The sequence below is a fragment of the Rhizobium sp. CFBP 8752 genome (genome assembly GCF_014842035.1).
Lineage (GTDB): Bacteria > Pseudomonadota > Alphaproteobacteria > Rhizobiales > Rhizobiaceae > Neorhizobium > Neorhizobium soli.
The window spans coordinates 324873-350727 of the sequence record NZ_JACYUZ010000001.1 but is presented as its reverse complement, the minus strand read 5'-3'; the positions used below and the strand labels follow the sequence as shown (position 1 = coordinate 350727).

Here is a 25855-nt window from a genome sequence, read left to right as displayed (position 1 = left end):
TGCGGCGGGGTGCGACAGCATCCCGCCCTCTAACGCCCCCGTAGCGGAGCTGGCCGCTATCGGCGAACCTGTCCCGGCCCGCAAGCCTCCGCCATCACCAGGCGCCCGAAAGCGCATTCCCCAGCAACGGTACGCTCTTTCCCGGCTCGCTCGCGATGGACAGTGACTTCGGCATCTGCTTAGGCGACTTCCGGAACCAGTTTGCGGCAACCGAGGCGAGATCACCGATCATCGCGTGCTTGTGCCAATCCGCGAAGCGCCTTGCGCTTGCTTGCGGCTCCGACTGATAGAAGAAATCGCCGGATTGCTCGAGATCGTTGATGCTTGAAGCCATGGCCGAAAGAGGCCTCTGGAACATCTTAGAGGGCACCCGAAGCTCGGACGCGCTCTGCGAAAACGCCGGCGCCATGAAATCTATCGCCCAGCCGTCGGCCTCCACCCAGCAATGAAAATTCTCGCCAGCACCCGTGACATACCCGTCTTCGCGCTGGTCTGCGAAGAGGATGCGGGTGCCGCCGAGATTGTAGGCGGCCAGCCCGCTTTTCGGCGTGGCAGTCACACCATAATGCTGGCGCAGGATGAACGCCCCGAACGTGCTGAAATACATCCCGGCAACGGCGGTGTTGGCGTTCTCGTTTACGAGCAGGCTGTTGATGACCCGATAAATGCGGTGATAGTCGCTCTGCTTGATCAACATGACCCGTAACCTACCCGTTCCTGATGTGGCACCCTGCCTAGGCGGCCAGCGCGGCAATGTAAACTGCAGCGTTGCAGTGGGGTTTGAACCGGTTGGAAAGGGGCAGGAGCTTTGAACCAGATTGGGGTCAATTTTCTGATTGACCCTTTTTTGGGTAAATCGTAGATTTGACCCATGATAGGGTCAAACAAAAATCCTCTTGCGATCATCATGGGTGATATCGTTCAAAGCGAGATCAGCCCATCTATCGAACGCCTCCATGAACAATTTAACGCAGCGATCGACCGTCAGAACACCGAATCTGCTCGAATCCTGGCCTCGCCGCTTACGATCACCTTGGGAGACGAGTTCCAGGGTTTCGCGACCTCGCTTGCTGGTGCGATGCGGATTGCCCGCAAGATTCGATACGATTTGATGCGCGATTCCATCGACTGCCGGTTTGCAATCGGAGTTGCCGCGTTGAAAACGCCGCTCAACCCAGAGCGCGCCTGGAACATGATGGGGACGGGTCTCGCCGCCACGAGGGCGAAGCTCAACGAGAAAGCGGCCACCACCTATTACCGGTTCCACATTCCAGGCTATCAGGTGCTCGAGACCCTGCTGGAGGCAGGCGGCGCAACGCTGACCGCCATCGAACGTCGATGGACGCCGACCCAGCGTCACGACATCCAGGCCTTTCTGGCGGGAAAGACGGCAAGCGAGATCGCGAAACTACGCAATGTTTCCGTGCACAGCATCTACAAGGTCAGAAACTCTGGAGACTTTGATCTTTACCTGCTTCAATGGAATGCCATTCAAGAGGCCCTTGCCGAACTGGACGGTTCCTTGTCGCTCGAAAGGCAGCACGCATGATCCACGCACTCGTCTATACGGCTGTCGCACTGGGCTTGCTGACTTACGGAGGCAACTGGCTATGTCGCAAGCTTTTCGATCTGACCGGCCTGAAGGACATGGTCTCGGAAAGTCCTCCCTCGACCATCAGCGCCGGACGAGTGATCGGCATTCTGGAGAGGCTGATACTCGCGGCCGGGATCGTTGTTCACAGTTGGGAGATCCTCGCCGCCGTGATCGCACTGAAAACGGTTGCCCGGTTCCAGAAGCTGGATCAGCGTGAATTCGCCGAATATTTTCTGGTCGGATCCCTGTTCAGCGTCCTATGGGCACTTCTCGTCACCAGCGCTTGGGCAGCCTACGATCACAGCCTCGGCATCGACCTTAGACAGGCCGTTGCCGACATGCTGGTGATCGACTGAGCGGTTTCGCGAAATCCACCATCCCTGCCCTACCATTCACCCCTTCATCTCGCCCAGCTTCGCCAGCAGTGCAGCACCGGTGCGGATGCCGGCGTGGAAGAGGTCGAGCTTGAGGTTTTCGTTGGGCGCGTGGTTTGCCTGGTCGGCATTGGCATAGGGGACGACGAAAGCAGGCTTGCCGAGGATTTTGGTGAAGACGTAGTCTGGAAGGCTGCCGCCGAGGCTTGGGTAGAGCAGTGGCTCGACGCCGCGGGCAGCGACGATCGCCTCGCGGATCACGGATGCGAACGGGCTGTCCATCGGCGTTTTCGATGGCAGCATGGAGTTTTGCGGCACGAACTCCACGTCGGGTGCGTGCTTTTCAACATGCGCCCGGACTTTTTCGAACACGTAGTCCGGCGTCAGGCTCTCGACGAGGCGGATATCGCATTTGGCATAGGCTTCGCTCGGGAGAACCGTCTTCTGCCCGGGCCCGCCATAGCCGCCATGCAACCCGTTGATGGTGAGAGTCGGCTGGAACATCAGCCGCTCGTAATAGGGACGATCCACCGGCTCTTCGATCGCCGTCATGCCAAGCTCGGCCTTGATCTTGTCGACATCGAGCGGCAGCGCGGCCATCGCCTGCAGTTCCAGATCGGTCGGCGGCACCACCGGATCGTAGATGCCATCTATGGTGATCTCGCCGCGGTCGTTCTTCATCGTTGCGAGAAGATGCACGAGCTTCCAGATCGCATTCGGCATGACGCCGCCGAAATTGCCGGAATGGGCATCGCGATTGGCGGTCTTTGCCCGCAGCTCGAACGAGGCGACACCGCGGACGCCAAACGTGACGACGGGGCGGCCGCTGTCGTGCAGCGAGCCATCCGAGGTGACGACGAGATCGGCATTGAGCTTGTCGGCATGTTCGGCGACGAATTCCGCCATATGGGGACTGCCGATCTCCTCCTCGCCTTCGAGCAGGAAGATCACATTGCAGGGCAGTTCGCCGACCACCTTGAGATAGGATTCGATCGCCAGCAACTGGGCGAAATGCTGGCCCTTGTTGTCGCCGATGCCACGCGCATAGATGCGGCCGTCGCGGATCTCAGGCTCGAAGGGCGGGCTTTTCCAGAGATCCAGCGGCTCCGGCGGTTGCACGTCGTAATGGCCGTAGAGCAGCACGGTCGGCTTGCCGGGCTGGTTCTCCATCCGGCCGATCACCATCGGGTGGTTGCGGGTGGTGATCGCCTGGGCCTGCATGCCGAGCCCGTCGAGGATGCCGACAAGGATATCGGCGGCTTCCGTGATCCCCTCGTTGGAGGCGCTGATCGATTTGTGCTTCACATACTCCATCACCCGTTCGACAAAACTGTCGCTGTTGGCATCGATATGGGCGAGAACGCGGACGAGATCGGTGTTTTCAGATGTCATGCTCAAGCTCTCATGCCGGTTCGAACAGGGTCTGGATCTGCATTTCCGGCACCAGCACGAGGCCCTTGTCGGTAATGCGGATATCCGGAATGACGGACAGCGGAATGAGATTGAAGCCCATATAGGCGATCGTGCATTCGGCCTTTTCCCATTCGAGCTTCAAGGCCTTCACCTCGTCGGCGACCGCGTGGACGCGCTTGTCGGACAGAAGCCCGGCGATCGGCAGCGGCACCATGGCGGTCACCTTGCCATCCATCACCACGCAGACGCCGCCCTGGACGGCCTCGATCGCGTCGAGCGCCACCTGCATGTCGCGTTCATTGGTGCCGGCGACGATGATATTGTGGCTGTCATGCCCGACTGAGGAGGCGACTGCGCCCTTCTTCAGCCCGAAGCCGTTGAGCAGACCGTGAGCAACATTGCCTGGCGACTTGCCGTGACGTTCCACCACCGTGACAAAGCAGAGCCCGTGGCGATCGAACTGGGTCTGCCAGTCGTTGGCGGGTTCGAGCGTGACGGTGACATGGCCGAGCGTGATGCCGGGCAGCTCCGTCTTGATCGTGTGGGCAATGACGGTCTCGGTCGGCAGTTCAGGCGTCAGCTTGAGGTTCTTCGGCAGCTTCACCGTATGATAGGCGGCTTCCGGATAGCGATAGGGTTTGGACAGTGCCTCATCGAGAACCGGCGTGATCTTCTTCTGGTCCACGACCAGTTCGCCGCCGTACCAGGTACTGACCGGCTCCAGGTTGTCGGAGAGGAGCACCAGATCCGCCCTGCGTCCGCCGCCGAGACCGCCGATCTCGTTTTCCATGCCGAAGCGGGTGGCGCCATGCAGCGAACCCATCGCCCAGGCCTGTTCCGGCGTCATGCCGTATTTGACCGCCTCGCGGGTCACCCAGTCCATGCCGAAGGCGAGCAGATCCTCGGCGTCGCGGTCGTCGGTGCAAACGGCGACGCGCTTGTGCGAGGCGCCAAGCTCGGTGATGGTCTTGATCGCCTGTGGCAGCGAATGCCAGGGCGTGGTCGGCGGGCCGCCGCGCAGGAACAGCCAGACGCCCGCCTCCAGCAGATCGTCGGCAATATCGCGGTCGATCGCCTCATGGGTGTCGGTGACGCCCGAGGCGGCATAGGCCGCGACGAATTCACGGCCATAGACATGGCCCGATACGGGACGGCCGCGTGACAGAGCGGCAGCGAGGATCGCATGGCTGCGTTCGTCGCCCATCGCGACGGGAACGAAATCCATCTTTTCGCCGAGCGCCACCGCTTCCGGCCATTTGTCGAACAGCGCTGCAATCTTGTCCGGCGTCAGGTCGCCGCCGGCGGTTTCCAGCTCCGGCGAGGTGGCGGGAACCGTGCTCGGCACCGTCAGGAAGATCGACAGCGGCGCCATGCGCGCGTCTTCCAGCATCGCCTCGACACCGGCGACATCCATGACATTGCCGATCTCGTGGCTGTCGCAGAAGATCGTGGTGGTGCCATTGAGAAGGGCAGCCTCCGCATAGGCGCAGGCCGTCACCATCGAGGATTCGATATGGATATGCGGATCGACGAGGCCAGGCGCGAGAATGCCGCCCTTTGCGTCGTAAATCTTGGCCGATGTTCCCTTGTAGGAACCGGTGGGCTTTACCGCGGCGATACGGCCGCCGGAGAGCCAGATTTCCCGCCCGGGCAGGATGCGCTCCGAATAGGTCGACAGCATCCGTGCATCCCGGATGACCAGATCAGGCTCGCGCCGTGCCGACGCGACGTCGGCGAGCAATCGCGTCATGGATGCCAGCGGGTGAACGGAGAAACGGTTGAGAGTGCTCATGAAATCGGCCTCGCGGATCATCGGACTGGGGACATGGTAGGGAATTTTGTTCCCGCACGGAAGCACGCATTGGCGCTAAAGGCACACGGCAACCACTGAAACGTGAAAGGCCGCCGGTTCCTCAGGGAGCGGCGGCCTTCGATCAGTCTTTCGGAACGTGCCGCAACTTAGCGCGGCACGCCGGGAATGGCATCCTTGTAATAGGATGAATAGCTTGAATGCAGGCGCTCTGGCGCGCCCGGATCGGCATATTTGCGCAGCTCGCCCATCTCGGTCTTGTTGAGAATGACGCCGATCGTCTTTGCGGCAATCTGCGGTTCCGACTGAAGCACGCTCTGCACGGCCTTGACCGGCGTGACACCCCATTCGGTGACGAAGATGAAGCCATCGACATAGGGCTCGAAGGCCTTCGCATCGATGACCGGGATCAGCGGTGCCAGGTCGACGATGATGACGTCAAACGTGTCCTTGATGCTTTCGAGGAACTGGCTCATGCCGGTCGAGGCGAGAAGCTCCGATGTATGGGCAAGCTGGCGGCTGCGGGTGGTCATCGGCAGGATCGTCAGGCGCGAGCGGCGGTCGACGCGGGCGGCCGCCGTCCACGGAACCTTCTGCAGCACGACGTCGATCAGGCCGACATCCGGTTCGCTCGCCAGCATCTTGGACAGACCCGGATTGCGCAGATCGCCATCGATGACCAGCGTGCGAACGCCGTTGGATGAGATGAGGCCGGCAAGGTTGGCTGCAACCATCGACTTGCCTTCGCCGGGAAGGCAGGAGACGACGCCGATGACCGAGCATTTGCGACCCTGCAGCACGATATCGGCGGCAAGCTTGGCATTGCGCAGCGTCTCGGCAAACTGCGAGCGCGGCGCTTCGACGGCAACCCGCATCTTGCGGCGAAGCGCGATCGGATCACCCTCCGGCAGGATCTGGCCGTCGATGGCGTCGGCTGGCTTGTCGGAGCCGTTGTCGTCGGTCTGGGCGCTGCCAATCTTCGGGAGGTAACCGAGGAAGCGGACGCCGAGCTTGTCCTGCACGTCGGCGCCGGTGCGGAAGAAGCGCTCGCGAAATTCCAGAAGCGCTGCAAGTGCGCCGCCGAGCAGCAGTCCAAGCACGACGGACAGAGCCATGGTGAGCGTCTTGCGCGGGCTGGACGGCGAGATCGGCACGCCGGCTTCCGAGATGACGCGGGCCTTGGCGATCGGCAGCGACTGCAGCTGCGACGCCTGTTCGAACCGCTGCAGATAGGACTGGTAGAGCGTCTTCAGCGCATCGGCACGCTGCTGCAGCTCCTGCAACTGCACCATGGAGACATTGGCATCCTGGTTGCGGCCGGCGACGCTTTCGATGCTGGCGCGCAACGACTGCTCGCGCGAGCTTGCGACATCCAGCTCGTTGCGGAACGAACCGGTCAGCTGCTGCAACTCGCGCAGGATCTGTTGTGCCAGGTCCTGCTTTTCGGAGCGAAGTGCGACTGCCTGCGGATGATCGGCGCCGAACTGCTCGACCACGCCCTTTTCACGATCGTTGACCGTCGTGTAGCGCTGGCGAAGGTTCTGCAGCACCGTGTTGTCGGTATCGCGGTTGGCGACGACAGCATTTGCGACGGCTGCTTCCGAGCCCTTGTCGATGATCACCTTGTACTGGTTGTAGCGGGCTTGGGCGCTGGCGACTTCGGCCTGTGCCGAGATCAGCTGGGTATTGAGATCGGACAGCTGCTGGGCCGACATCAGCTCGCCGCGCGGCGATACGAGGCCGTTGTCGCGCTTATACTGCTCGACCGTCAGCGATGCCTGCTGTGCCCGGATGTTGAGGTCGTTCAAACGCTCCTGGAGCCACACGGAAGCGCGCTCGGTCGCGTCGAAATTGGCATTGAGCTCTTCCGTCAGGAAGGAACTGGCATAGGTCTTGGCAAGCTGGGCGGAAAGAACCGGGTCTGGCGAGCGGACGGAGAGCGAGATGACCGAGCTGCGTCCGACGCGCTCGACGGTGATCGACTGCTGAAGGATGGCGGCAGCCTTTTCACGGCGTCCGGCGCGCACCTGGTCTTCGCTCGGCAACGGGCCGCCTGATGAAACCAGCGAGACAACGCTTTTCACCATGTCCTTGGCAAGATCGACCGGCGATTTGGGCGGATCGACGATCAGGTCGTTTTCCGCAAACTTGCCCTTGTCGACGACGCTGAGCGCCAGCGCCTTGGATTTCAGGATCTCGACCGAACTGGACATGCGGTTGTCGATCTGCTGCGCGGTCTGGCCTTCGGTTTCCTCTTCCGCATAGCGGGACAGGTTGTCGTCCACCAAAATCTGCGTCGCGGCCGTGTATTTCGGCTGCGCGGTAAACAGATAGGCTGCCGCAAGCGCGACCATGGCGACCACGCAGATGATGATCACGCCAAGCCGACGCATGGCTGCCGACCACAGCTTGTCGAGGTCGATGAACGTGTCAGTTTCTTTTTGCTCGTTCGGGAAGATGTTCATCGGCCTATAATTAACCTGGTCCATGGCTTTGTCCGCTTTCCGGAATTGTCGAGAGGAACGGCAGAAATGGACTGCCGTTCCTCGGGCTTTGGTCTGACTGCGACGTTGGAGCGGCCCTTAAGCCGCCTTAACCTTCGATTCGTGGTTGGCGAGAAGCTCCTTGACGGAGTGATAGATCTCCTCGCCCATATCGCTCCGCAACATCGCGAAGGCCACATTGGCTTCGATGAAACCGCGCTTGGAACCGCAGTCGAAGGTCCGTCCGGTATAGGGCTGTGCGTGGAACGGCTGCTTCTGCAGCAGTTTCTGCATGCTGTCGGTCAGCTGGATCTCGTTGCCGGCTCCGCGTTCCTGGCTTTCCAGCAGTTCGAAGATCTGCGGCTGCAGGATATAGCGACCATTAAGGTAATAGTTCGACGGTGCATCGGCAGGTGCGGGCTTTTCGACCATGCCGGTCACTTCGAAGCCATGCTGCTTGCTTTCGCCGATCGCGACGACGCCGTAGCTGGACGTCTCCTCGGGCGCACACTGCTCGACGCCAAAGACGTTGCCGCCGACTTCCTCATAGAGATCGACGAGGCCTGCCATGCAGCCGCGGGCGCCATAAGACACCATATCCGGCAAAAGCAGAGCGAAGGGCTCGTTGCCCACCAGTTCGCGGGCGCACCAGACGGCGTGGCCGAGACCGAGCGGAACCTGCTGGCGGGTGTAGCTGACGGTGCCGGCAAGCGGCAGCATCTTTTCGAGCTGTGTCACCTGAACGGTCTTGCCGGCGCGGGTGAGGCTGGCGATCAGTTCAGGATTGCTGTCGAAATAGTCTTCGATCGCAGTCTTGTTGCGGCTGGTCACGAAGATGATGTGCTCGATACCGGCCTGCATGGCCTCATCCACCGCATATTGCACGACGGGCCTGTCGACGATCGTCAGCATTTCCTTTGGCATCGCCTTGGTAGCCGGCAGGAACCGTGTTCCATTGCCTGCAACCGGAATGACCGCCTTGCGAACAGGTCTCATTTCCATAGTGTCGTTGTCCTTTCCGGGACGCCCCCGCCCCGTCGATCGGATTGTCAAGAAACGCCGGCAGCTCTTGCGAACCGGCGCATACGGACGGCAATCGGCATGCGCAGGTGCTTGAGCGCCCGCGGGTTGTCGATTGCCGTTTTCAGAATCCCGCCGAACGATCGTTTCTTGATCTCGTCGACGAGTGTGAGGAAGGAAGCCGCTTCGCGAATGCTCTGCGTGCGGCGCCGCTGGGCGCTCATTGCCCGCGGCTCGAGAGAGAAGCGCTTGAGGAACTTCTCGTCGCCGGCAAGCATCGCCGTGAGATGTTCGGGCTTCAGCACCCGCGAGATCGAACCGTGGCGCAGATGGTAGACGTAACCGGCCTCGGGCTCGATGGCGCAGATGCCGCCGCTCGCGATCGCAGAGGCAAGCAGGATGTAATCCTCGCCGATCCGCAGGTTTTCGTCAAACCGCAGACCGTGCTCGTTGAGGAAATCGCGGCGGAAGATCGGCTTCATATAGCCGAAATTGAAAGTGCTGCCGAAGATGATGTTGGACTGGATGAAATCGGCGAGATCCAGCACCTTGCGCGTCTCGAGATCGGTGCGCGAAAACATCGCCGTGGGCTGACCGCCCTCGAGCGGGACGACATCGATATTGTCGACCACGATCCGAGCATCCATCGTCTCGGCGCGTGCGATCATCCGCTTCAGGCGCTGCGGATGGATCGTGTCGTCGGCATCGAGCACGGCGATCCAGCGGCCGGTTGCCGCATCGAACCCGGCATTGCGCGCGGCCGCCGGTCCGCCATTGGCGGGCTGGACGATGAGCTTGACGCGATCGTCGCGATCGCGGCAGCGAAGCGCAAGCTCGCGGGTGCCGTCGCTGGAGCAGTCGTCGACGACGATCACTTCCAGGGACACGTCGACCTGGGAGAGCGCGCTATCGATCGCGCTTTCCAGCGTCTCCTCAGCATTGTAGGCGGCGATGACAAAGCTGACATCGGGCTCTTGGACGACAGAGATCATGTGGCCTCCACCATGCCGTACTGACGGATCTCGCGCATGCCGAGCGTCCCCATCACAGACCCGGCGTGGAGCGCTGCCCGGAGAGCATAGCGCGTGCGGGTGACCGGAATTGCGACAGTTGCGACCGTGACCACGGCGCAATAGGCGAATTTCAGCCCGGCGATTGCTGCTTTCTTGAACCGCGAGAGACCGGCACTTTTTGCCGCAACGATGCGGCCATGGGTCTGGCCGGAGCGGAAGCGGCGTTTGGCAAGCCAGGAGAAGCTGGCGCGCTTCTGCGGCACAGGCTCTTCCAGCATGGCCTCGCGGGCAAACTCGATCTGCCCGCCGGCATCGGTCAGCTGGGTGAAATAGTGCGTATCCTCGCCACCGCTCTGGCCGAGCGACAGCGCGAACTTGCGGGCCGCAAGCTTCGGCGAGCGCATGTCGAGAAGCACGTTGCAGGTATAGCCGGTGATGATACGGCCATCGACCCAGACGGGATTGGTCGAGTGGAAATCACCGCTGCGCATCCAGGCCGGAACATCATCCGGATAGATGGCGCGCACGGGTCCTAGAACCGCATCGGCCGACGTCGCTTCAGCGCGATCGACAAGCGCTGCAAGCCAACCAGGACCGGCCGTCTCGTCATCGTCGATAAACGCCAGATAATCCGCCTGGCAGGCGGCAAGGCAGGCATTACGCGCAATCGAGATGTTCGATTTCGGGCAATGGACATACTCGATCTCGAAGGGCGAGACGGCCTTCAGCCGCTCGACCAGGGCTTGCGCACTCGGCTCCGCGTCATTGTCGGCGACGATCAGCCGGACCTGCGTATGTTCAGGCACGTCGAGCGCGAACAGCGACCGCAACGTGACCTCCAGTTCCGGGCGCCGATAGGTGCAGATGCCGATATCGATGCGGAGCTTGCCGCTGCCAGCCACGATCATGCACGCCTCCTCGATTTGATGCCGATCAGTTCCAGCCAGAAGCCTGCCGACCAGGCGAAATGCATGATCATCGCCGACACCGCAGCAAGCGGACCGAGCGGGTTATTCTGGCCCACAGCCATCCAGACGCCGTAGCCGAGGCAGGCGACCGCCCAGACAACCAGCGGAATTGCCGCCCACCAGTAGAGGACGGCAAGCACGGCGCCGATCACGACCGGTGCGACCGCCAGCGGAATGGCCTGGCGGATCTTGGGGATCGACCGATGCTTCAGAAGGTTCTTCGCCCGGCCGCGGCCATAGCCGAGATACTGCCGGAACAGCGCCGACGCGCTGGAGCGCGGATAATAGGTCATGTAGGTCTTGCCGGTCATCCAGATGCGAAAGCCGGATTGGCGAAGGCGGAAATCCAGTTCCGCATCCTCGTTATGGCTGAAGCTCTCGTCGTAACCGCCGACAGCCTGGAAGGCGAAGATGCGCATCAGCGCGTGGTGGCCGTGATCGACCCACTCGCCGCCGCCGCCGGCCCGGTGCTTGGAGCCGCCATTGCCGAGCTTGGAATTCTGCGCCGCAGCCGTTGCCCGCTGGAACAGGCCAAAGCCGACCGTTTCCATGCCGACCACGATGGAATCCGCCTCAAGCGACACCGCTTCCTGCAGAAGCGTCCGGCAATAATCGTCGGGATAATCGCCATGCGCGTCGATGCGGATCAGATATTCGAACTCCGCGCCGAAGCGCTGGACGGCGAGATTGATCGCCGCACTCTGGATGCGCTTGGCATTGTGCATCAGCGCCACGTTCGGCAGTTCCTGAGCGACGCGAAGGACGATCTCCTGCGTGCCGTCCTTGCTGCCGCCATCGGCAACCACGATCATGTCGCTGGCCGAGCTACGCTGCTGGTCGAGCTTGCGTAAAAGCGGCTCGATGGTCTTTGCCTCATCCAGGCACGGGACGACGATCAGTGTCCGGATCAAGGACAGGTCGCCAGTGGAAACATCGGCATTCGAAGGCACACGCATGACCTATCTCACCTCACGACTGCACGGTTGAAATGGCCGGTACCGACGGTACGGCCAGCGAAATATTGCGATTGAGGCCCGCAAGCCTGTCGACCAGGGCGCGGCAATCGTTAGCATCAGTAACCCACTGGCTGCGATCGACGGCCGCAAGCCGGGTAAACCGATCGAGGTAGAGTGCGTCGGTCATGCCCGAGAACAGGATTTCCAGATCCGAAGGCGTCGCGTTGTCGAGAAGGATGCCGATATCGCGCTTAGCCACAAAGCGGCCGGTCTCGGTGCGCGCCAGCGCGATCGGAACCGCGCCATGCAGCCCGCCTTCATAGAGGCGGTTCGGCAAAAGCCACTCGGAGTTCAGACCTTCCTCGAAGAAATCGATCGTCCAGGTGAACTGGACCTCGTTGTAGATCTCTGCCAGATCCTCCGGATTGCGGTAGGGACCCTCGAACCGAACGAACGGCGCGTTCTTCACCTGCGCGTCGAAATCGGCAAACTCGCTATAGGCCGGCCGTCCCCGGATGATGACCTCGACCCCGCCGTTCATCTTTTCGGCGAAGGCCGTCAGGATATCGAGCGACTTGCGGCATCGGATCGCACCGAACCAGCCGATCTTCCAGGGTTCACCCATTTTCGGCAAACGCGGTTCAGGCTTTGTGACAGACACTTCGCCCAGCTGCAGGACCTTGTTTTCGAGCAGAAGGACCGGAAGATCGAGCCCGGATTTCGGCTTGAAGAAGTTTTCGACAAACGCCGGCGAGCTGGTGATCAGCAGGCGGGCCGACTTTGCGAAATGCCGCTGCACGGCACGCAGCACCCGCCCCTTCACACCCTCGTCGAGCAGCAGGCGGTGGATATCGAGACATTCGTAGACGACGGGCACGTCGCCGCCGAACAGCGACGCGGCGCCATCGGCGAGAACCAGCATTTCCAGATTGCGGGCGATGATGACATCCGGCATCGGAACGCCGACAAGCCTCTTCTGCAGCTGCATCCGGGCAGCAATCACGGCCTTGATGCGCTGGCTGAACTGTCCGTCCTGCGTTGAACCGAGATCGATGGAGCGCACGCCTTCCTCCTGACCCAGCAGGTTTCCCGCGCGCCTGAAGCCTGCGACCGTGACGCTGGCGCCGCCGGTCTTCAACGTCAGCACCCGCCGGCGAATGGCCGGGTCGGCAAGATCATGGGCCAGATAGAGGACCTGCAGTGTCACGTCGTTCAACTCCCTGTCGAAAGATCAGTCGAGCGTGCAGAGCACGGATTGCGGGAAAGCACAGTCTTCGCCGAGCGCCGTATAGGCGATGCGATCGACTTCCATCGTGGTGGGGCCGGAATAGGCGAACGGGCCCATCCAGGATTTCAGCGTATCACTGCCCCACAGGCTCAGAAAGATCTTCTGGGCGTTCTGCGGGATCTTCGACGGATCGGTAACTTCCTGCACCAGCTTGCCGTTGAGGAAGTAGCGCAACCGCTCCGGCTCCCAGATGAAGGCGTAGTCGTTGAAGCCCTTGTCGGCGCCACCGGGGACGGGAACGATCTTCTCGTTCTTGCCCTTGCCATTGATATACTGGTTGAGCTGAACCTGATCGACATTCTTGCCGAGCACCTCGAAGTCGATCTCGTCCCACGGCTTTTTGTCGGTCGGGCCGATATAGGTGAAGAAGGCTGAGTTGAGGCCAGGACCGGTCGCCGACTTGTAGCGCGCCTCATAGGTACCGTAACCGAAGCGGGCGCGGGTCTGGATCTCGCCGCAGACGTTTTTGCGGTCCTTGTTCTGGCGCTCCTCGAAGGTGAGCTTGAGATTGCCGCCATCCGTCGTGACCTGGCGCTGCGACCAGGTGCAGTTCTGATGGGCGCCGTTGTTCCAGCCGTTCGAAACGAACCAGAACGACCGGTCGAGCCGATCGAAATTTTCGACGAAGGACGTGCCCTTGGCATCCGGCTGCGGCTTGCCACCCGGGTGGGGTTTGCCACCCGGATGCTTGCTGGCTGCCTGATCTGGAGCATTAGGGGCTGTCCCGGGAGGCGCCGGAGGCTGAGGCGCCTGGGCAAAAGCTGGAGCGCAGGCGAGCACCGTCAACGCGGCGAATGCCGTTGCAGCGGCTCGGAAAGCGGGTCGAATCTGTCTGGCTGGTGCCGTCATGTTTCACCTCTTCTGTGGGTCAGGGCGGGCTCGCGGCCATGCGCGGAATGCCCGGACGAATTGGAGTTCTGTGTCTGCGCAAGCTTTGCCTTGCGGCCGCGACTGCCCGTCAGCGTCTGATAAAGGCCGGGCATAAGGCGCGACACCAGCGCATTCGAAATCACCAGGATCACGAGGGCCGAGGAAATCGCGCCGACATAGAACAGCGGGTAAAGCTGATCGCCCGCAATGCGGTTCCAGACCATCCACATCACCACGAGCAGCGGGTAATGGGCGCAGAAGATCCAGAAGCTGAGGCTGCCGGTGGCGGCCAGCCGTTTGCCGAGCGTCGAGCGGATAGCAAGTGCCGACATCAGCCAGAATCCGCCCGCACCGATGATCGACAGCGCGTTGCGCAGAAGCTCAAGCGACCAGGAATAGTCCGGTCCCGTCTGATAAAGCGCGATCGACAACAGGACGGCGGCGGCGACAACCAGTGCCGTTCCGGGAATGGCGAAACGGTCGAGCACCGAGAGATCGATCCGGTTCAAAGCGAGGAAGATGCCGAAGGTAAAGGAGAACAGGATCGACTTCTTCAAAACGATGAAGAGCGTGAGATCCGGCAAGATCGCCACCACGAACAGGATGACCAGCGTCGGCACCGCAGCCTTGCGCACGAAGAAGGAAAGGATTGGCGACAGGGCGATGCAGACGACAAGGTCACGCAGGAAATAGAGCGGGATGTCGACGGGAAAATTCTCGCTCGCAAACGCATAGTTCGCCAGTTCACGGGAGGATGCATTCCACAGGTCCGGGAAATACCCGATGCCCATGCCGGCGCGCTGCACCAGAAGGACGACGGCGAACAGGCCGAGGTTCCACAACAGGAACGGCACAAGCACGGTTCGCGCCTTGGATTGCATCACCTTGCCGTAGTCGAAAGCATCCCAGCCACGGCGAAACAGCAGATAGCCGGAAATCGCGCTGAGGCACGGTACGCCGATACGAAACAGGCTGTCGCCAAAAAACACGCGGAGCCAATCGAAGAAACCGTTCTGGCCGAGGAACGGGCTGGTCTGCGGATCGAACGGGACGTGGACGAACACGATGCCCGAGATCAGAAGGATGCGCATCAAATTGATACGGGAGGAAATGGTTTGATCAACAGTCAAACGAACTACCCTTTTTGGGCGGCGCCTCCCGTCACCACCGTTTCAATCAGAGCAGACTTTGAGCCCGCATTTTCGAGTGCCAAGGATCAGGTGCAGTTTGGCACAAAATGTGGCGGCGCAGCGAAAAGCCGGGATCCGCCCGGTCCGCAGCGGCATCCCGTTACCCGTTCCATTCGCGAGTTCTACTTTCGCGAGTGCTGAAACGCTATGGATTCCGGGGGGATCACTGATTTCTTATGCTGCACTGCACAACAGAGAAAAAAATCAATTCGTCGTGAAAATAACTTCGACCTCAGACGACACTCAATCAAATCGGTTCGCATCCTCGCCCGATTGCGGCGCGATTAAGGCGAAAATGCGTCTCAACGATGAGGCAAGGGCATCCTTCGTTATGCAGGAGGTGCGTCCGCAACCGACCCACCACGACGCCGCTTGACCATGCCGATTATTTTTTTGACGAGCGCCCTTTCCGTCACGAGGAACATGGCGCCGTAGAGCACGCCGCCCACGACAGCGCCAACGAGGAGCTGGAGATAGGGACTGGTGAGCTGTGCTTCGAAGGTGGAAAGGGTCAACCGGACCCCGACGCCCATGACGAGCGAGGTGAGCATCGACCGGCTGCTGGTCATCAGACCCCAAAAGAACGGAATGCCGTCGACCCGGAACACGGCCCAGGAATAACCGACCAGCGTGATGGCGTTGACGACGCAGAGCGCCACCATTGCATCGACAAGGTTGCCATAGGTGGCACCGAGGATGATGGCGAGTGTCGTTGCAACGGCCCGCAGCACCGCCGACCAGAACAGCACCCGGCTTTGGCCGGTGCCCTTGAGATAGGGTATGAACGTGCTGCAGGGCGTCACGATCGCCTTCGACAGCGCGAGCAGGCCAAGCACCGGCCAGGCATAGGCCCATTGCGGCCCGAACAGCACCAGCATCGCCGGTTCCGCCACCGCCCACAGCCCGAACATGGCCGGCGCCAGCACCACCGTCATTACCTGAGTGGACAGCATCAGGGCGTCGGTGCGGCGCTTGCGGTCGTCGCCCATCAGGCTGAAGGCGGGGAACAGCACGCCCATTACCGCCGACAGCACGACCTGGTTCGGAATGCTGGCAAACCGGTTGGCGGCCGAATAGGCGCCCGCATCGGCAAGCGTCAACATCCGCGCGATCACCACCATCGGCGCCTGGAAAGTCACGAAATTGGCGATCTCCGACCCCATCAGCCCCGAAGAATAGCGCACCAGCGGCCCCATCCGATCCGGCTTGATGACGAAACGCGGCACATAGCGCGTGATCGAGTAGAGGCCGACAAGCCGGATCACCGCCGAGGAAAACAGCTGCACGACCAGCGCCCAGATGCCGAACCCCATGAAGGCAAGCGCCAGGGCGACCAGCGCCGCCGTGGTTTCCGACACCGTGCTGAGGATCGCGTCCTTGCTGAAATTCATCTCGCGGGCGAGCAGCGAATAGGCGACATCGGCCGTCAGCTGCAGCGGAATGAGAAAGGCCATGATACGCAGGAGATCGGCGCTCTGGGCCGCACCCATCCAGCTGCCGATGCCGTTTGCACCGAGGAAAAGGATCACCGACATGATCAAAGACATCGCGAGATTGGCCCAGAAAACGGTGTGCACCGTATCCATGCCACTGTCCCGATCGACGATCAGTGCCGACGTCAAACCGGCACCACCGATCATCGCCAAAAACTGTACGACGGTGAGTGCGACAGCCACCGTTCCGAAATCTTCCGGGGTCAACAGTCTTGCCAATATCGGTACAGTGACAAATTTCAGCCCGAATGTGGCGGTCTTTGACAGCACACTCCAACCGACATTTGTCGTGATCGTCTTCACGCCTTGGGTTGGGGCCATCTTCGAATTCCTATTGTTGGATACTGATTGAGAGCCAGCGTGAAGCCGCAATCCAAGCCGTCCAGGCGGCTAGCGGTTTGCAATTCTTGAAAAAAGCAGGGGCAGAAACATGGCGACATTCACCGTAATTATTCCATTTTATCAACGGGAACCGGGTATCCTTACCCGGGCCCTGCAATCTGTTTTCAGCCAGAGCTTCGTGGATTTTGATATCATCGTCGTGGACGACGAGTCACCCCATAACGCAAAAATCGAACTTCAGGACGCCGATCCGACCTGGCTCGAGCGCATCCGAATCATCGAACAAAAGAATGGCGGGCCGGGGGCGGCGCGCAATACTGGGCTGGACGCGGTGCCCGCCGAAACGCGTTTTGTGGCGCTTCTCGACAGCGACGACGTGTGGCTTCCGGATCATCTCACCAACGCATTCGAGAGCATGAGCCGCTTCGGCGCCGAGTGCTACTGGGCCTCGATGCAGGCGAGCGAAGAGTTCTATTACCACTTCGGCATGGCGCAGTTGGAGAAGACCGAAGGCGGCACACGGCTATCGGAAAAGCCGCTCATCATCGAGCTTCAGGACCTGGCAAGCGTCATGCTGCGCAACTGGAGCTTTCTGCATCTCACCTGCATGGTGATGTCCCGTCCGGTCTTCGAGGCTGTCCGCTTCGAGCCCGAATTGAGACTGGCCGCCGAAGACGTGCTGTTCTTCTGCGACTGCATCCTGAAATCGAAGCGGACGATCCTCTGCGACGAGCCGGGCGCTGCCCGCGGCATGGGCATCAACATCTTCCATTCGATCGACAACCAGTCGCCGGAATTCCTGCGCCAGCAGTTCAACACCTGGGTGGCGCTTGATACGCTGGAACAGCGTTTCAGCAACAGGCCGGGCGACGTCGCGTCGATTGCAGGTTATAAGAACACCGCAAGACGGCAGGCATTGTGGAGCCAGGCCGGGCGGATGAAGCGGCGCCAGAGCCCGGAATTCGGCCTGCTGGCCAAATGGGTGATGCGCGATCCGGCGCTGATCCGCGCGGCCTTCGAACTGGGCGCAGGGAAACTCGGTATGGGTGCGCGCGAGCGCTCGGCGACGTAAACTTCGCATTTTTTACAAAGACTTCACTCCCATCAGGAGGCTTGCATGCAACCTTATTACTGGGCATCCCACCACGGCAATTTCGGCGACGACCTCAATCTGTGGCTCTGGGATTATCTTCTTCCGGGCTTTCGCGACGTCCACGCCGATACGATGCTGGTCGGCGTCGGTACCGTTCTCAACCCCGTCCTGCTTCCGCCCGGGCAGAAGAAACTGGTGATCGGCAGCGGCTATGGCTATGGCGAGGCACCCGATATCAATGATCCCGAATGGGACGTGCGCTGCGTGCGCGGACCATTGACGGCGGCGAAGCTCGGTCTTCCCCTCGACAGGGGGATCACTGACCCCGCGGCCCTCATCCCCGATATGCCGGAATTCCAGAACCTGCCGAAGATCCACAAGAAGACCTTCGTTCCCCATTGGGAATCGGCGGAATTCGGCATGTGGCAATCGGTCTGCGAGCCCGCCGGACTGACCTGGCTCGACCCGCGCGGCGAGGCGAAATCGGTCATCCGGGCGATTGCCCAGTCCGAGATGATCGTTGCCGAATCCATGCATGGCGCGATCCTGGCCGATGCATTCCGGGTGCCGTGGATTGCGGTGAGCACATCCAGATCTATCAACAATTTCAAGTGGAACGACTGGGCACAGTCCGTCGGTGCGACCTACAATCCGCACTTCGTGCCGGTTTCGACACGCGCCGAGGCAGTGGCCAAGAAAACCAAGTTCTGGGGAATGAGCTTCGACGGCGGCGGCGGCCAGCAGCAGCCGGCCCATCACGAACCTGCAAGCGCAGATGCATCGGTAATGACGCGGACCGCTGCCCCTGCGGCTCCTGCTCAGTCAGGCCTTCGCGGCATGGCGAAGCAGGTCCTTGCGGCACCGTCGATCCTGGCGCTCTGGCAGGCCAGCCGGACCGAGCCACAGCTCAGCCCGGATGAGATGCTTCAAGACAAGAAGCAGCGTTTTCGCGCTGTTCTGGACGAGATCCGCCGCGACTACTTCTGAACGGCGGCAGGGTCCGCTGCGGCCGGAACCCCGGCAAGCAGATAGCGCATGGCATGCGGCGTGGCGACCGGAACCGGTCCGCCACGTCTTGCCTCCATCTTGTCCAGCAGGATCGCCTGCGCGACATAGGGCAGGAACTGCGGCCGGCCGAACATGTAGCTAGCGGCTGCGACAATCCCCGAATTCGACTTGGTATCAAGGAAGGCGCGATGCTCGTAGCGTTCCCGGATGTGGTCGCGGTGACGGGTAATCACCGCCCTGGCCTGCGTCGGCAGAAGCGGATCCGACAGGATCGCCTCGTCCGCTTCGTATAGCGTCTTGAGGTCATGGGTCCGGTGGCGGCTGCTGAGCGAATCGGCCCTGACGACGGCGCCGTAGCCGCAATGCTCGATCACCTTGTAGCGCGCACCCTTGGCCAGAGCCCGCAGATAGAGATCGTAATCCTCGCCAAGCCTCAGGCCCTCGTCGTACCGAAGACGATGGGCATCGAGGAACGAGCGACGAATGATCGGCTTCAGAAACCCTGTCTCGCCGCGCGGCTTTCCGCGCTCGGAAATATTGCCCTCGACGAATTCGATGAGCGAGATCGTCCGCGCCCTCGACTCGAACTTTTCGGGCGGCAATGCGGCGGCAGGATCGGAGATGAAGGCGATGTTGTCGGCCAGCATGTCCCAGTCGCCAAGCGCCAGCATTGGCTCGAACCGTCCAGGAAAGAAGAAATCGTCCGCATCGAGAATGGCGATCAGCGGTGCACTGGAGGCGGCGATCGCCCGGTTTCTCGCAGCAGACGGGCCCTGGTTCTTCTCCAGCGAGATGATCTGGAGCCGCCCGCTGCCATCATCCACACTGCGGGCAGCGCCGGCCGTGTCGTCGCTCGAGCCGTCATCGACCACGACGACTTCGCTGACAAGCGCTTCATGCAAGGCGGACCGGACGGCGGTGGCGATCGTGTCTGCCGCGTTCTTGGCTGCGATGACGACGCAAATCGTCTGAACATCGGGGTGGGCCGTTGCGCTCTCCATGAGACTGTCTCCATCGTTCGTCGTGCGAGGACCTGAACGCAGGAAGATGGCCTCCATATGGAAGCACTGCAACAAAAACCGAAATGGGACTGTGAGCGCCGGCTAGATATCCCGGGCAGGCAGGTGTGACGTCACGTCGGACGGAAGGTTGGAAACCTCTCTGGAGCGCGCAGCGACGGCGGTATCTGTCCGACCCCTGCTACCCGCGAGCTTCTCGCGGTGAACGAGGTAAACGATGCCAACGAAATAACCCACCTGGATAATAACCGCGCAGAGGAGCGTGTGTATAAATGCTGTGTAGACGGACCCGCTGATGAAAAAGGACGCGAGCGCGAAAACGACCAGGACGCAAAGGATACTTATAAATACGCGCGGCGCATACATGATCGCCCTCCCGAGCAGCTTATAGTTCTTGGCTTCTAGACGCAGGCTCCTCCCTGCACCGTCACGATAGGACCGGCAGTAGTCGGATGCAAGCAATACAGCATCTGCTATGCCGAGTATTAATGAAACTTTCGTAAGGTTTGCCGGTTCCCTGCCCCGCCTTGGCAGTTCCTTGCGATTAGCGTGAATGGATTCTTACCTTGGTACCACAGCGCCCAATCGCATTTCCGCCACAATTTGGACGTGAAGCTCGCCGTCTGGAACATTCCGCTGCTGGATGTCGCAGACTCGGGGTCACCGGCGTTCAACTTTTGTTACAAAGGTGACGAGGCCCGACGAAGCCATATTGCGCTGCATCATTGTATTGCGGTGCGAAATGCGTAGGCCTTTGGTCTTATACGCAAGCTACTTCCTGGCCCTGCTCAAAGAAGCAATCACAGGTTTAGCTCTGGACTGGCCCTGCGCAGAAGCCCCCCAATACGCTAATGGCACGGGTATTATTCTAAGTACGGGTATAGTTGCCAGAAAAGAACAGTAGACCTGGGGTCGCTATTCAATCGATTGTAAAAAAATCGGAGTGCTGATCGGATTTCGGCGCGCATCGACCCGCATCGGGACAGCGCTCCCGGAAAAAATTGGCTGGCATCAAATTCCGAACACAGACTTATTATCAAATTGTCGACGAAAAGACCCGCCGAAAGGCATCACCGACTATCGCAAAACCTAAATGGAGTTACCCTCTATGAAGTCAGCGACACGTTCGGCTAGTTCGCCGTTTGTAGACTCCGACCAGGCCTTCGGTACCCTCCCGATCGGTGGCCTCGCTAAACGCAGCTTCGATATGACCGCAGCTGCATGCGCGCTGATCCTGTTCAGCCCGCTATTTCTGATGATCATGGCCCTGGTGAAACTCACCGATAAGGGCCCGGCCTTTTACGGCCATAGCCGCATTGGCCATAACGGACGCATTTTCAAATGCCTCAAGTTCCGGACCATGGCGACCGACGGCGACGAATTGCTGCGCAACTATCTGCGTGACAATCCGCATGCCGCGGAAGAATGGCGTCTGACGCGCAAGCTGAAAGACGACCCACGCGTGACTTCCGTTGGCAAAGTCCTGCGCAAGCTCTCTCTCGACGAGCTGCCGCAGTTGCTCAACATCGTGCGTGGCGAAATGAGCGTGGTGGGACCGCGTCCGGTCGTGGACGAGGAACTGAAAGTCTATGACGCCTTTGCCGTCTACTACCTTCGCACCCGTCCCGGCCTCACAGGCCTGTGGCAGATCAGCGGTCGCAACGATGTGTCATACGAGACCCGCATCGCTTTCGACACGCAATACGTCCAGAACTGGTCGCTGGTTCGCGACATCGCCATCATTGCAAAGACCATCCCTGCGGTCTGCTTTGCCCGCGGCAGCTATTGATCTGAGTTTCTTTTGATAGCCTGAGAAATCCTGGTCGGTCACCGGCCGCAAGAAAAACCAAGAACAAGTCACCAGACGAACTCAACAGTCGAAACAAGCGCAAGCCGACCTCCCACGGATTTGCGTTTGAATGCGATTGAAGGACCCGTAGATGTTGAAGAACGATCATTCGAAAAGCGGTTCGCCGGCGCTCCTTTTTGCAGCCGGCGCCCTGCTGCTGAGTTCAGTCGCGCCAGTCCTGGCGCAGGACAAAGCCCCGAAGACCACACAACAGACCTCCACTGAGGCCGAAACCGCAACACCTGGCAAGGCTGCGGCACCCAAGACCCCTGCAGCGGCTGCCGCAAGCGGTCCCGCCAGCGGCGGCTATAAGCTCGGCGTCATGGACAAGCTGCGCATCCGCGTGGCCGAATGGCAGCCGGCCGATGGCACGGTGCGCGACTGGGACGTGGTCGGCGGCGAATACACGGTCGGCCCGTCCGGGGCGCTGTCGCTTCCGTTTATCGGCGATCTCGACGCAGCCGGAAAGACGACCGCCGAAGTTGCCGGTCTGATCGGCCAGCAGCTGCGCGACAAGTTCGCACTTCGAAACCTGCCCTCTGCCTCGGTTGAAATCAGCCAGTACCGGCCGGTCTATCTCGCCGGCGACGTCACGACACCGGGAGAGTTTCCCTATTCCCCGAACCTGACCGTGCTGAAGGCGGTAAGCCTTGCCGGCGGCTTGCGCCGTTCAGATGCTGGTCAGCGCTTCGCCAAGGATTTCATCAACGCGCAGGGCGACGTTGCCGTCTACGACAACCAGCGCGGCCGCCTGATTGCCCGCCGGGCACGGCTTGTGGCCGAGGTTTCCGGATCGCGCGATCTGCCAATCCCGGCGGAACTGAAAGACGTGCCCAATGCCGCGCAGCTGATTGCCAGCGAGACATCGCTGATGAAATCGCGCCGCGACCGCTATGAGCTGCAGCTGCAGGCCCTCAACGAGCTGCGCAGCCTTCTCGAAAGCGAAGTGAAGTCGCTCGCGCAAAAGACAGAGACGCAACAGCGCCAGCTCGATCTCGTGTCGGAAAACCGGGACAAGATGTCCCGGCTCACCGAACAGGGTCTGGCAACCAGCAGCCGCCTTCTGACCATCGAGGAGCGCACGGCCAGCATCCAGTCGACCCTGCTCGACATCGACACGTCGACCTTGAAGGCAAAGCAGGATATCAGCCAGGCGAACCAGGACGAGATCAACCTGCGCAACGACTGGGAAGCAGACCGGGCAAAGGAGCTTCAGGATACCGAAGCGGAACTTGAAAAGCTCGGCCTGCAGCTGACCACCAGCCGCCAACTGATCTCGGAGGCAGTTGCACAGTCTGCCGAGGCGCTGCGCTTCGACCCGAGCAAGACAGCCGCGACGATCAAATACACTGTCGTGCGCGACGAAGGCGACGGCCCCAAGGAACTGGCCGTCGACGAGAATGCCCGTCTGATGCCGGGCGACGTGGTGAAGGTGACCTCCGAACTGCTGATGCAATAGGGGTAACCGGATGAAGATTGTCAAGTCGTCCCTGATCGACCCGGAGAAGAATGAGATCTACGGGATTGCCGCCGTCGCGCTGTCCTTTTTCGTCTTCGCCTATTCGAGCAGGTTCGGGCAGATCTCGATCCTTGCCTATTACGGCGTATGGTTCCTTCCGGTCGTAACCGACTACCGACGGGTGCTGGGCCGCTATTCCCGGTTTCTCTGGATCTTCTCGTTCGGCATCTTCTGCTTCATCTCCGCTTTCTGGTCGCCAGCCTTTGGCGTGTCGCTGCGCACCGCCATCCAGTATCTGACGCATATCGTCTGCGCATTGATTGCCATGCGGATGCTCAGCACCAAGACGCTGCTGCGCGGCGGCCTGATCGGAACCGGGATCGTGCTCGTCTATTCGATCCTGTTCGGCACCTATCTGATGGACGCGATGGACAATACGTTCAGCTTCGTCGGCGCATTTTCCTCCAAGAACCAGCTGGGTTTCTTCGCGTCCCTCGGCGTGATCTTCTCCTATGCGGCGGTGATGCTGTTTCGCATGCGCGGCATCTGGATGATCGGTGCCGGCGGCAGCGCGCTTCTGTCGGCCTATTGCCTCCTCGCCTCGCAGTCTGCGACCTCTGTCATCACCACGGCCGGTGTCGTGGCGCTCTGCATCGGCCTGCAGGGGTTCATGTTCTTTTCGCCGAAGCACCGACGCGGCTTCTTTGCGATTGCGCTCGTGTTCGGGCTTGCCGGCATCGTCGGTGCGCTGCAGTTCGGCGCGATGGATGCGATCCTCGGCGTGTTCGGCAAGGACTCGACCCTGACGGGCCGCACCTATCTATGGCAGCAGGGCATTGCCGCCGCTGCACAGTCTCCCATCATCGGCATGGGCTACCAGGGATACTGGGTTCCAGGCGCCTCCGAGGCCGAACGCCTCTGGCAGGAATTCTTCATTACCGGCCGCAGCGGATTCCATTTCCACAACACCTATATCGAAAGCATGGTGGAGACTGGAATCATCGGCACGGGCCTGCTTGTCTTCATCCTGATCGCCTGCCTCACCGGCCATCTGAAACGGCTGCTGACCATCTCGCGCACGCCGGAATCGCTGCTGTTTGTCGGGCTGTCGACCCTGCTTGTGATTCGGTCCTTCGTGGAGATCGACATCCTCAACCCATACCAGGTCGGGTCTTTCCTGTTCTACTTCATGGCCGGTCGCCTGACGCTGGCGGTAAGACCGGTCAAGGCAAAGGCGGACCGCCCTCAATACGGTTTCATGCCGAATTCACCCACGGGGCCTGAGCGCGGGCAAAATGGCGAACCGGGCATTCCGGCAGGCTGACACGCCCAAACGGGCGTCGAAGGACGTGAAGACAATGCCTACTCTCTATTCGATCCAGTATCTAAGAGCCTTTGCGGCGCTGGCCGTGGTGCTGTTTCATGCCGGCGAGAAAAGCGGCCTGCACTTCACCATCGGTGCGGCGGGTGTCGACGTGTTCTTCGTCGTCAGCGGCTTTATCATGATGGCGATCAGCGACGCCCGCTCGGCAAGTCCCGGCAAGTTCTTCAAAAACCGGCTGCTGCGCATCGTGCCGATCTACTGGGCGGCGACACTTCTGATGATCGCCGGCGCCCTCGCCGGTGCGTTTCCAAACCTCGTGCTGAGCCTGCCGCATGTGCTGGGCTCGCTGCTGTTCCTGCCCGTTGCCTCGCCCAGCACCGGCGCACTGTGGCCTGTCCTCGTGCAGGGCTGGACGCTGAACTACGAGATCTTCTTCTACGCCGTGTTTGCGCTCACCCTGTTTGCGCGCCCATCGGCCCGGCTTCCGTTGCTGGCGCTGGTGTTCGGAACGCTTGTCGCAATCGGCCTCGTCATGCCGCCCGAAAATCCGTCGGTTGGCTTCTACACGGCCCCGGTCATTCTGGAATTCGTGGCAGGTGCAGCGCTTGCGAAACTCTGGCAGCGCGGCGCGGTCCCGCCGGCCCCGATCGGGCTGGCGCTGATCTGCCTTTCGATCGCCGGGTTCGCGGCGATCCAGATTTTCAAGCTTGAATTCGATGCGTGGTCCTGTGGACCGCTTGCGATCATGCTGGTGACCGGCGCGCTCAGCCTTGAAAAGAGCCGCTCGGTCCCAAAGATCCCTGCCCTCGCCTATCTCGGCGATGCGTCATACTCAATCTACATCTGGCATACGTTTGCGGTCTCGGTCGCCGTCAAGATCCTGTCGTCTGCATCCCTGCCGCCTGTCGCGGCAACCACGATCGCCGTGGTCGCCGGCACGCTGGTCGGCGTCCTCGCCTATGAGGCGCTGGAGCGGCCGATGCAGGCACTGGTGAGGGGAAAGCGGACGGGCCTGTGGCGCCTTCCGGCGAAGCAGACAGAAAGACAGCCGGTCCCTTGACCGGCCGTCCGTTCTTCGTGGTGAGCCGCTAACTCAGGCGTATTGCGGCGGATCGTCGTTTTCATCCGGGTTCGGCACCGGATCTTCATCCGGCAACCTGTCGGGCTCCGGCTCACCGATCGGAGGGACCGGCGGAGCGGGTGTTGGCGGGATTGGGCCGGGTACGGGTTCAAATGGATCCTGGGCCATGGGCACTCCTCTCTCTGTTGACTAAAGGGAACATCGCAGC

23 protein-coding genes are annotated in these 25855 nt (G+C 60.9%); 8 read left to right on the top strand and 15 right to left on the bottom strand.

What is annotated here, in order from left to right:
* Positions 1-94: 94 nt before the first annotated feature.
* Entirely contained in the window at positions 95-697 is a 603-nt protein-coding gene (locus IFT59_RS01620; protein ID WP_092659498.1) for a DUF2026 family protein, read from the bottom strand.
* Positions 698-907: 210 nt separating this feature from the next.
* Between IFT59_RS01620 and IFT59_RS01615 the strand changes: the two genes are divergently transcribed.
* Both IFT59_RS01615 and IFT59_RS01610 read left to right on the top strand, forming a co-directional pair.
* On the top strand, positions 908-1549 hold the full coding sequence (locus tag IFT59_RS01615) for a SatD family protein (protein ID WP_113111834.1): 642 nt from the start codon (positions 908-910) through the stop codon (positions 1547-1549).
* Entirely contained in the window at positions 1546-1950 is a 405-nt protein-coding gene (locus tag IFT59_RS01610; protein WP_192085857.1) for a hypothetical protein, read from the top strand. Before IFT59_RS01615 ends, IFT59_RS01610 begins: the two co-directional genes overlap by 4 nt.
* A 36-nt stretch (positions 1951-1986) precedes the next feature.
* Here IFT59_RS01610 and IFT59_RS01605 read toward each other — a convergent pair whose 3' ends face one another.
* The 11 genes from IFT59_RS01605 to IFT59_RS01555 all read right to left on the bottom strand — a co-directional run bounded on the left by IFT59_RS01605 (position 1987) and on the right by IFT59_RS01555 (position 16793).
* On the bottom strand, positions 1987-3360 hold the full coding sequence (locus IFT59_RS01605; RefSeq protein WP_192085855.1) for a M20/M25/M40 family metallo-hydrolase: 1374 nt from the start codon (positions 3358-3360) through the stop codon (positions 1987-1989).
* A gap of 10 nt (positions 3361-3370) precedes the next feature.
* Positions 3371-5173 carry an adenine deaminase gene (locus IFT59_RS01600; protein WP_192085853.1) on the bottom strand — a complete coding sequence of 601 codons (1803 nt, stop codon included), beginning with the start codon at positions 5171-5173 and terminating at the stop codon, positions 3371-3373.
* 167 nt (positions 5174-5340) lie between these two features.
* Positions 5341-7680, bottom strand: coding sequence for a Wzz/FepE/Etk N-terminal domain-containing protein (locus IFT59_RS01595; RefSeq protein WP_174197064.1), 2340 nt, complete (start codon positions 7678-7680; stop codon positions 5341-5343).
* Between the two features lie 93 nt (positions 7681-7773).
* Complete coding sequence (locus IFT59_RS01590; protein WP_062461568.1) at positions 7774-8676, bottom strand: UTP--glucose-1-phosphate uridylyltransferase; 903 nt, start codon at positions 8674-8676, stop codon at positions 7774-7776.
* A 47-nt stretch (positions 8677-8723) separates the two neighbouring features.
* Positions 8724-9686, bottom strand: a complete 963-nt coding sequence (locus tag IFT59_RS01585) for a glycosyltransferase family 2 protein (RefSeq protein ID WP_192085851.1) — start codon at positions 9684-9686, stop codon at positions 8724-8726.
* Entirely contained in the window at positions 9683-10615 is a 933-nt protein-coding gene (locus tag IFT59_RS01580; protein WP_192085849.1) for a glycosyltransferase, read from the bottom strand. The genes IFT59_RS01585 and IFT59_RS01580 overlap by 4 nt, the downstream gene beginning before the upstream one ends.
* Positions 10612-11631: a glycosyltransferase family 2 protein gene (locus tag IFT59_RS01575; protein ID WP_192085847.1), complete on the bottom strand. Its 1020-nt coding sequence runs from the start codon at positions 11629-11631 to the stop codon at positions 10612-10614. The genes IFT59_RS01580 and IFT59_RS01575 overlap by 4 nt, the downstream gene beginning before the upstream one ends.
* Before the next feature lie 13 nt (positions 11632-11644).
* Positions 11645-12838 carry a glycosyl transferase family 1 gene (locus IFT59_RS01570; protein WP_192085845.1) on the bottom strand — a complete coding sequence of 398 codons (1194 nt, stop codon included), beginning with the start codon at positions 12836-12838 and terminating at the stop codon, positions 11645-11647.
* A gap of 24 nt (positions 12839-12862) precedes the next feature.
* A complete protein-coding gene (gene exoK / locus IFT59_RS01565; protein WP_192085843.1) occupies positions 12863-13768 on the bottom strand; it encodes an endo-1,3-1,4-beta-glycanase ExoK in 906 nt (301 codons plus the stop codon).
* On the bottom strand, positions 13765-14919 hold the full coding sequence (locus IFT59_RS01560) for an acyltransferase family protein (protein ID WP_249407453.1): 1155 nt from the start codon (positions 14917-14919) through the stop codon (positions 13765-13767). The genes exoK and IFT59_RS01560 overlap by 4 nt, the downstream gene beginning before the upstream one ends.
* Before the next feature lie 389 nt (positions 14920-15308).
* Entirely contained in the window at positions 15309-16793 is a 1485-nt protein-coding gene (locus IFT59_RS01555; RefSeq protein ID WP_192085841.1) for a lipopolysaccharide biosynthesis protein, read from the bottom strand.
* Between the two features lie 109 nt (positions 16794-16902).
* Between IFT59_RS01555 and IFT59_RS01550 the strand changes: the two genes are divergently transcribed.
* Both IFT59_RS01550 and IFT59_RS01545 read left to right on the top strand, forming a co-directional pair.
* Positions 16903-17886, top strand: a complete 984-nt coding sequence (locus IFT59_RS01550; RefSeq protein WP_062461584.1) for a glycosyltransferase family 2 protein — start codon at positions 16903-16905, stop codon at positions 17884-17886.
* A gap of 45 nt (positions 17887-17931) precedes the next feature.
* Positions 17932-18894 carry a polysaccharide pyruvyl transferase family protein gene (locus IFT59_RS01545; RefSeq protein WP_192085839.1) on the top strand — a complete coding sequence of 321 codons (963 nt, stop codon included), beginning with the start codon at positions 17932-17934 and terminating at the stop codon, positions 18892-18894.
* Here IFT59_RS01545 and IFT59_RS01540 read toward each other — a convergent pair.
* Positions 18885-19916, bottom strand: coding sequence for a glycosyltransferase family 2 protein (locus IFT59_RS01540; protein ID WP_184654523.1), 1032 nt, complete (start codon positions 19914-19916; stop codon positions 18885-18887). The two genes, IFT59_RS01545 and IFT59_RS01540, sit on opposite strands and share 10 nt — an antisense overlap.
* Before the next feature lie 102 nt (positions 19917-20018).
* A complete protein-coding gene (locus IFT59_RS01535) occupies positions 20019-20300 on the bottom strand; it encodes an exopolysaccharide production repressor protein (RefSeq protein ID WP_082472025.1) in 282 nt (93 codons plus the stop codon).
* Positions 20301-21042: 742 nt separating this feature from the next.
* Here IFT59_RS01535 and IFT59_RS01530 point away from each other — a divergent pair.
* From IFT59_RS01530 to IFT59_RS01515, 4 genes are all read left to right on the top strand, one after another.
* On the top strand, positions 21043-21723 hold the full coding sequence (locus IFT59_RS01530) for a sugar transferase (protein WP_062461596.1): 681 nt from the start codon (positions 21043-21045) through the stop codon (positions 21721-21723).
* Positions 21724-21874: 151 nt separating this feature from the next.
* Complete coding sequence (locus IFT59_RS01525; RefSeq protein WP_192085838.1) at positions 21875-23242, top strand: polysaccharide biosynthesis/export family protein; 1368 nt, start codon at positions 21875-21877, stop codon at positions 23240-23242.
* Positions 23243-23252: 10 nt separating this feature from the next.
* Positions 23253-24566 (top strand): O-antigen ligase family protein, encoded by a 1314-nt coding sequence (locus IFT59_RS01520; protein ID WP_192085835.1) that lies wholly within the window; start codon positions 23253-23255, stop codon positions 24564-24566.
* A gap of 34 nt (positions 24567-24600) precedes the next feature.
* On the top strand, positions 24601-25626 hold the full coding sequence (locus IFT59_RS01515; RefSeq protein WP_192085834.1) for an acyltransferase family protein: 1026 nt from the start codon (positions 24601-24603) through the stop codon (positions 25624-25626).
* A gap of 33 nt (positions 25627-25659) precedes the next feature.
* Here the strand turns inward: IFT59_RS01515 and IFT59_RS01510 are convergent, their stop codons facing one another.
* The gene (locus IFT59_RS01510) at positions 25660-25815 is read right to left on the bottom strand and encodes a hypothetical protein (protein WP_092659468.1); all 156 of its coding nucleotides are present in this window, start codon (positions 25813-25815) and stop codon (positions 25660-25662) included.
* Positions 25816-25855: the final 40 nt, after the last annotated feature.

Excerpts from the sequence above, each read along its gene's own strand:
- IFT59_RS01620 (WP_092659498.1), bottom strand. The coding sequence starts at position 697 with ATGTTGATCAAGCAGAGCGACTATCACCGCATTTATCGGGTCATCAAC.
- IFT59_RS01615 (WP_113111834.1), top strand. The coding sequence starts at position 908 with ATGGGTGATATCGTTCAAAGCGAGATCAGCCCATCTATCGAACGCCTC.
- IFT59_RS01610 (WP_192085857.1), top strand. The coding sequence starts at position 1,546 with ATGATCCACGCACTCGTCTATACGGCTGTCGCACTGGGCTTGCTGACT.
- IFT59_RS01605 (WP_192085855.1), bottom strand. The coding sequence starts at position 3,360 with ATGACATCTGAAAACACCGATCTCGTCCGCGTTCTCGCCCATATCGAT.
- IFT59_RS01600 (WP_192085853.1), bottom strand. The coding sequence starts at position 5,173 with ATGAGCACTCTCAACCGTTTCTCCGTTCACCCGCTGGCATCCATGACG.
- IFT59_RS01595 (WP_174197064.1), bottom strand. The coding sequence starts at position 7,680 with ATGGACCAGGTTAATTATAGGCCGATGAACATCTTCCCGAACGAGCAA.
- IFT59_RS01590 (WP_062461568.1), bottom strand. The coding sequence starts at position 8,676 with ATGGAAATGAGACCTGTTCGCAAGGCGGTCATTCCGGTTGCAGGCAAT.
- IFT59_RS01585 (WP_192085851.1), bottom strand. The coding sequence starts at position 9,686 with ATGATCTCTGTCGTCCAAGAGCCCGATGTCAGCTTTGTCATCGCCGCC.
- IFT59_RS01580 (WP_192085849.1), bottom strand. The coding sequence starts at position 10,615 with ATGATCGTGGCTGGCAGCGGCAAGCTCCGCATCGATATCGGCATCTGC.
- IFT59_RS01575 (WP_192085847.1), bottom strand. The coding sequence starts at position 11,631 with ATGCGTGTGCCTTCGAATGCCGATGTTTCCACTGGCGACCTGTCCTTG.
- exoK (WP_192085843.1), bottom strand. The coding sequence starts at position 13,768 with ATGACGGCACCAGCCAGACAGATTCGACCCGCTTTCCGAGCCGCTGCA.
- IFT59_RS01555 (WP_192085841.1), bottom strand. The coding sequence starts at position 16,793 with ATGGCCCCAACCCAAGGCGTGAAGACGATCACGACAAATGTCGGTTGG.
- IFT59_RS01550 (WP_062461584.1), top strand. The coding sequence starts at position 16,903 with ATGGCGACATTCACCGTAATTATTCCATTTTATCAACGGGAACCGGGT.
- IFT59_RS01545 (WP_192085839.1), top strand. The coding sequence starts at position 17,932 with ATGCAACCTTATTACTGGGCATCCCACCACGGCAATTTCGGCGACGAC.
- IFT59_RS01540 (WP_184654523.1), bottom strand. The coding sequence starts at position 19,916 with ATGGAGAGCGCAACGGCCCACCCCGATGTTCAGACGATTTGCGTCGTC.
- IFT59_RS01535 (WP_082472025.1), bottom strand. The coding sequence starts at position 20,300 with ATGTATGCGCCGCGCGTATTTATAAGTATCCTTTGCGTCCTGGTCGTT.
- IFT59_RS01530 (WP_062461596.1), top strand. The coding sequence starts at position 21,043 with ATGAAGTCAGCGACACGTTCGGCTAGTTCGCCGTTTGTAGACTCCGAC.
- IFT59_RS01525 (WP_192085838.1), top strand. The coding sequence starts at position 21,875 with ATGTTGAAGAACGATCATTCGAAAAGCGGTTCGCCGGCGCTCCTTTTT.
- IFT59_RS01520 (WP_192085835.1), top strand. The coding sequence starts at position 23,253 with ATGAAGATTGTCAAGTCGTCCCTGATCGACCCGGAGAAGAATGAGATC.
- IFT59_RS01515 (WP_192085834.1), top strand. The coding sequence starts at position 24,601 with ATGCCTACTCTCTATTCGATCCAGTATCTAAGAGCCTTTGCGGCGCTG.
- IFT59_RS01510 (WP_092659468.1), bottom strand. The coding sequence starts at position 25,815 with ATGGCCCAGGATCCATTTGAACCCGTACCCGGCCCAATCCCGCCAACA.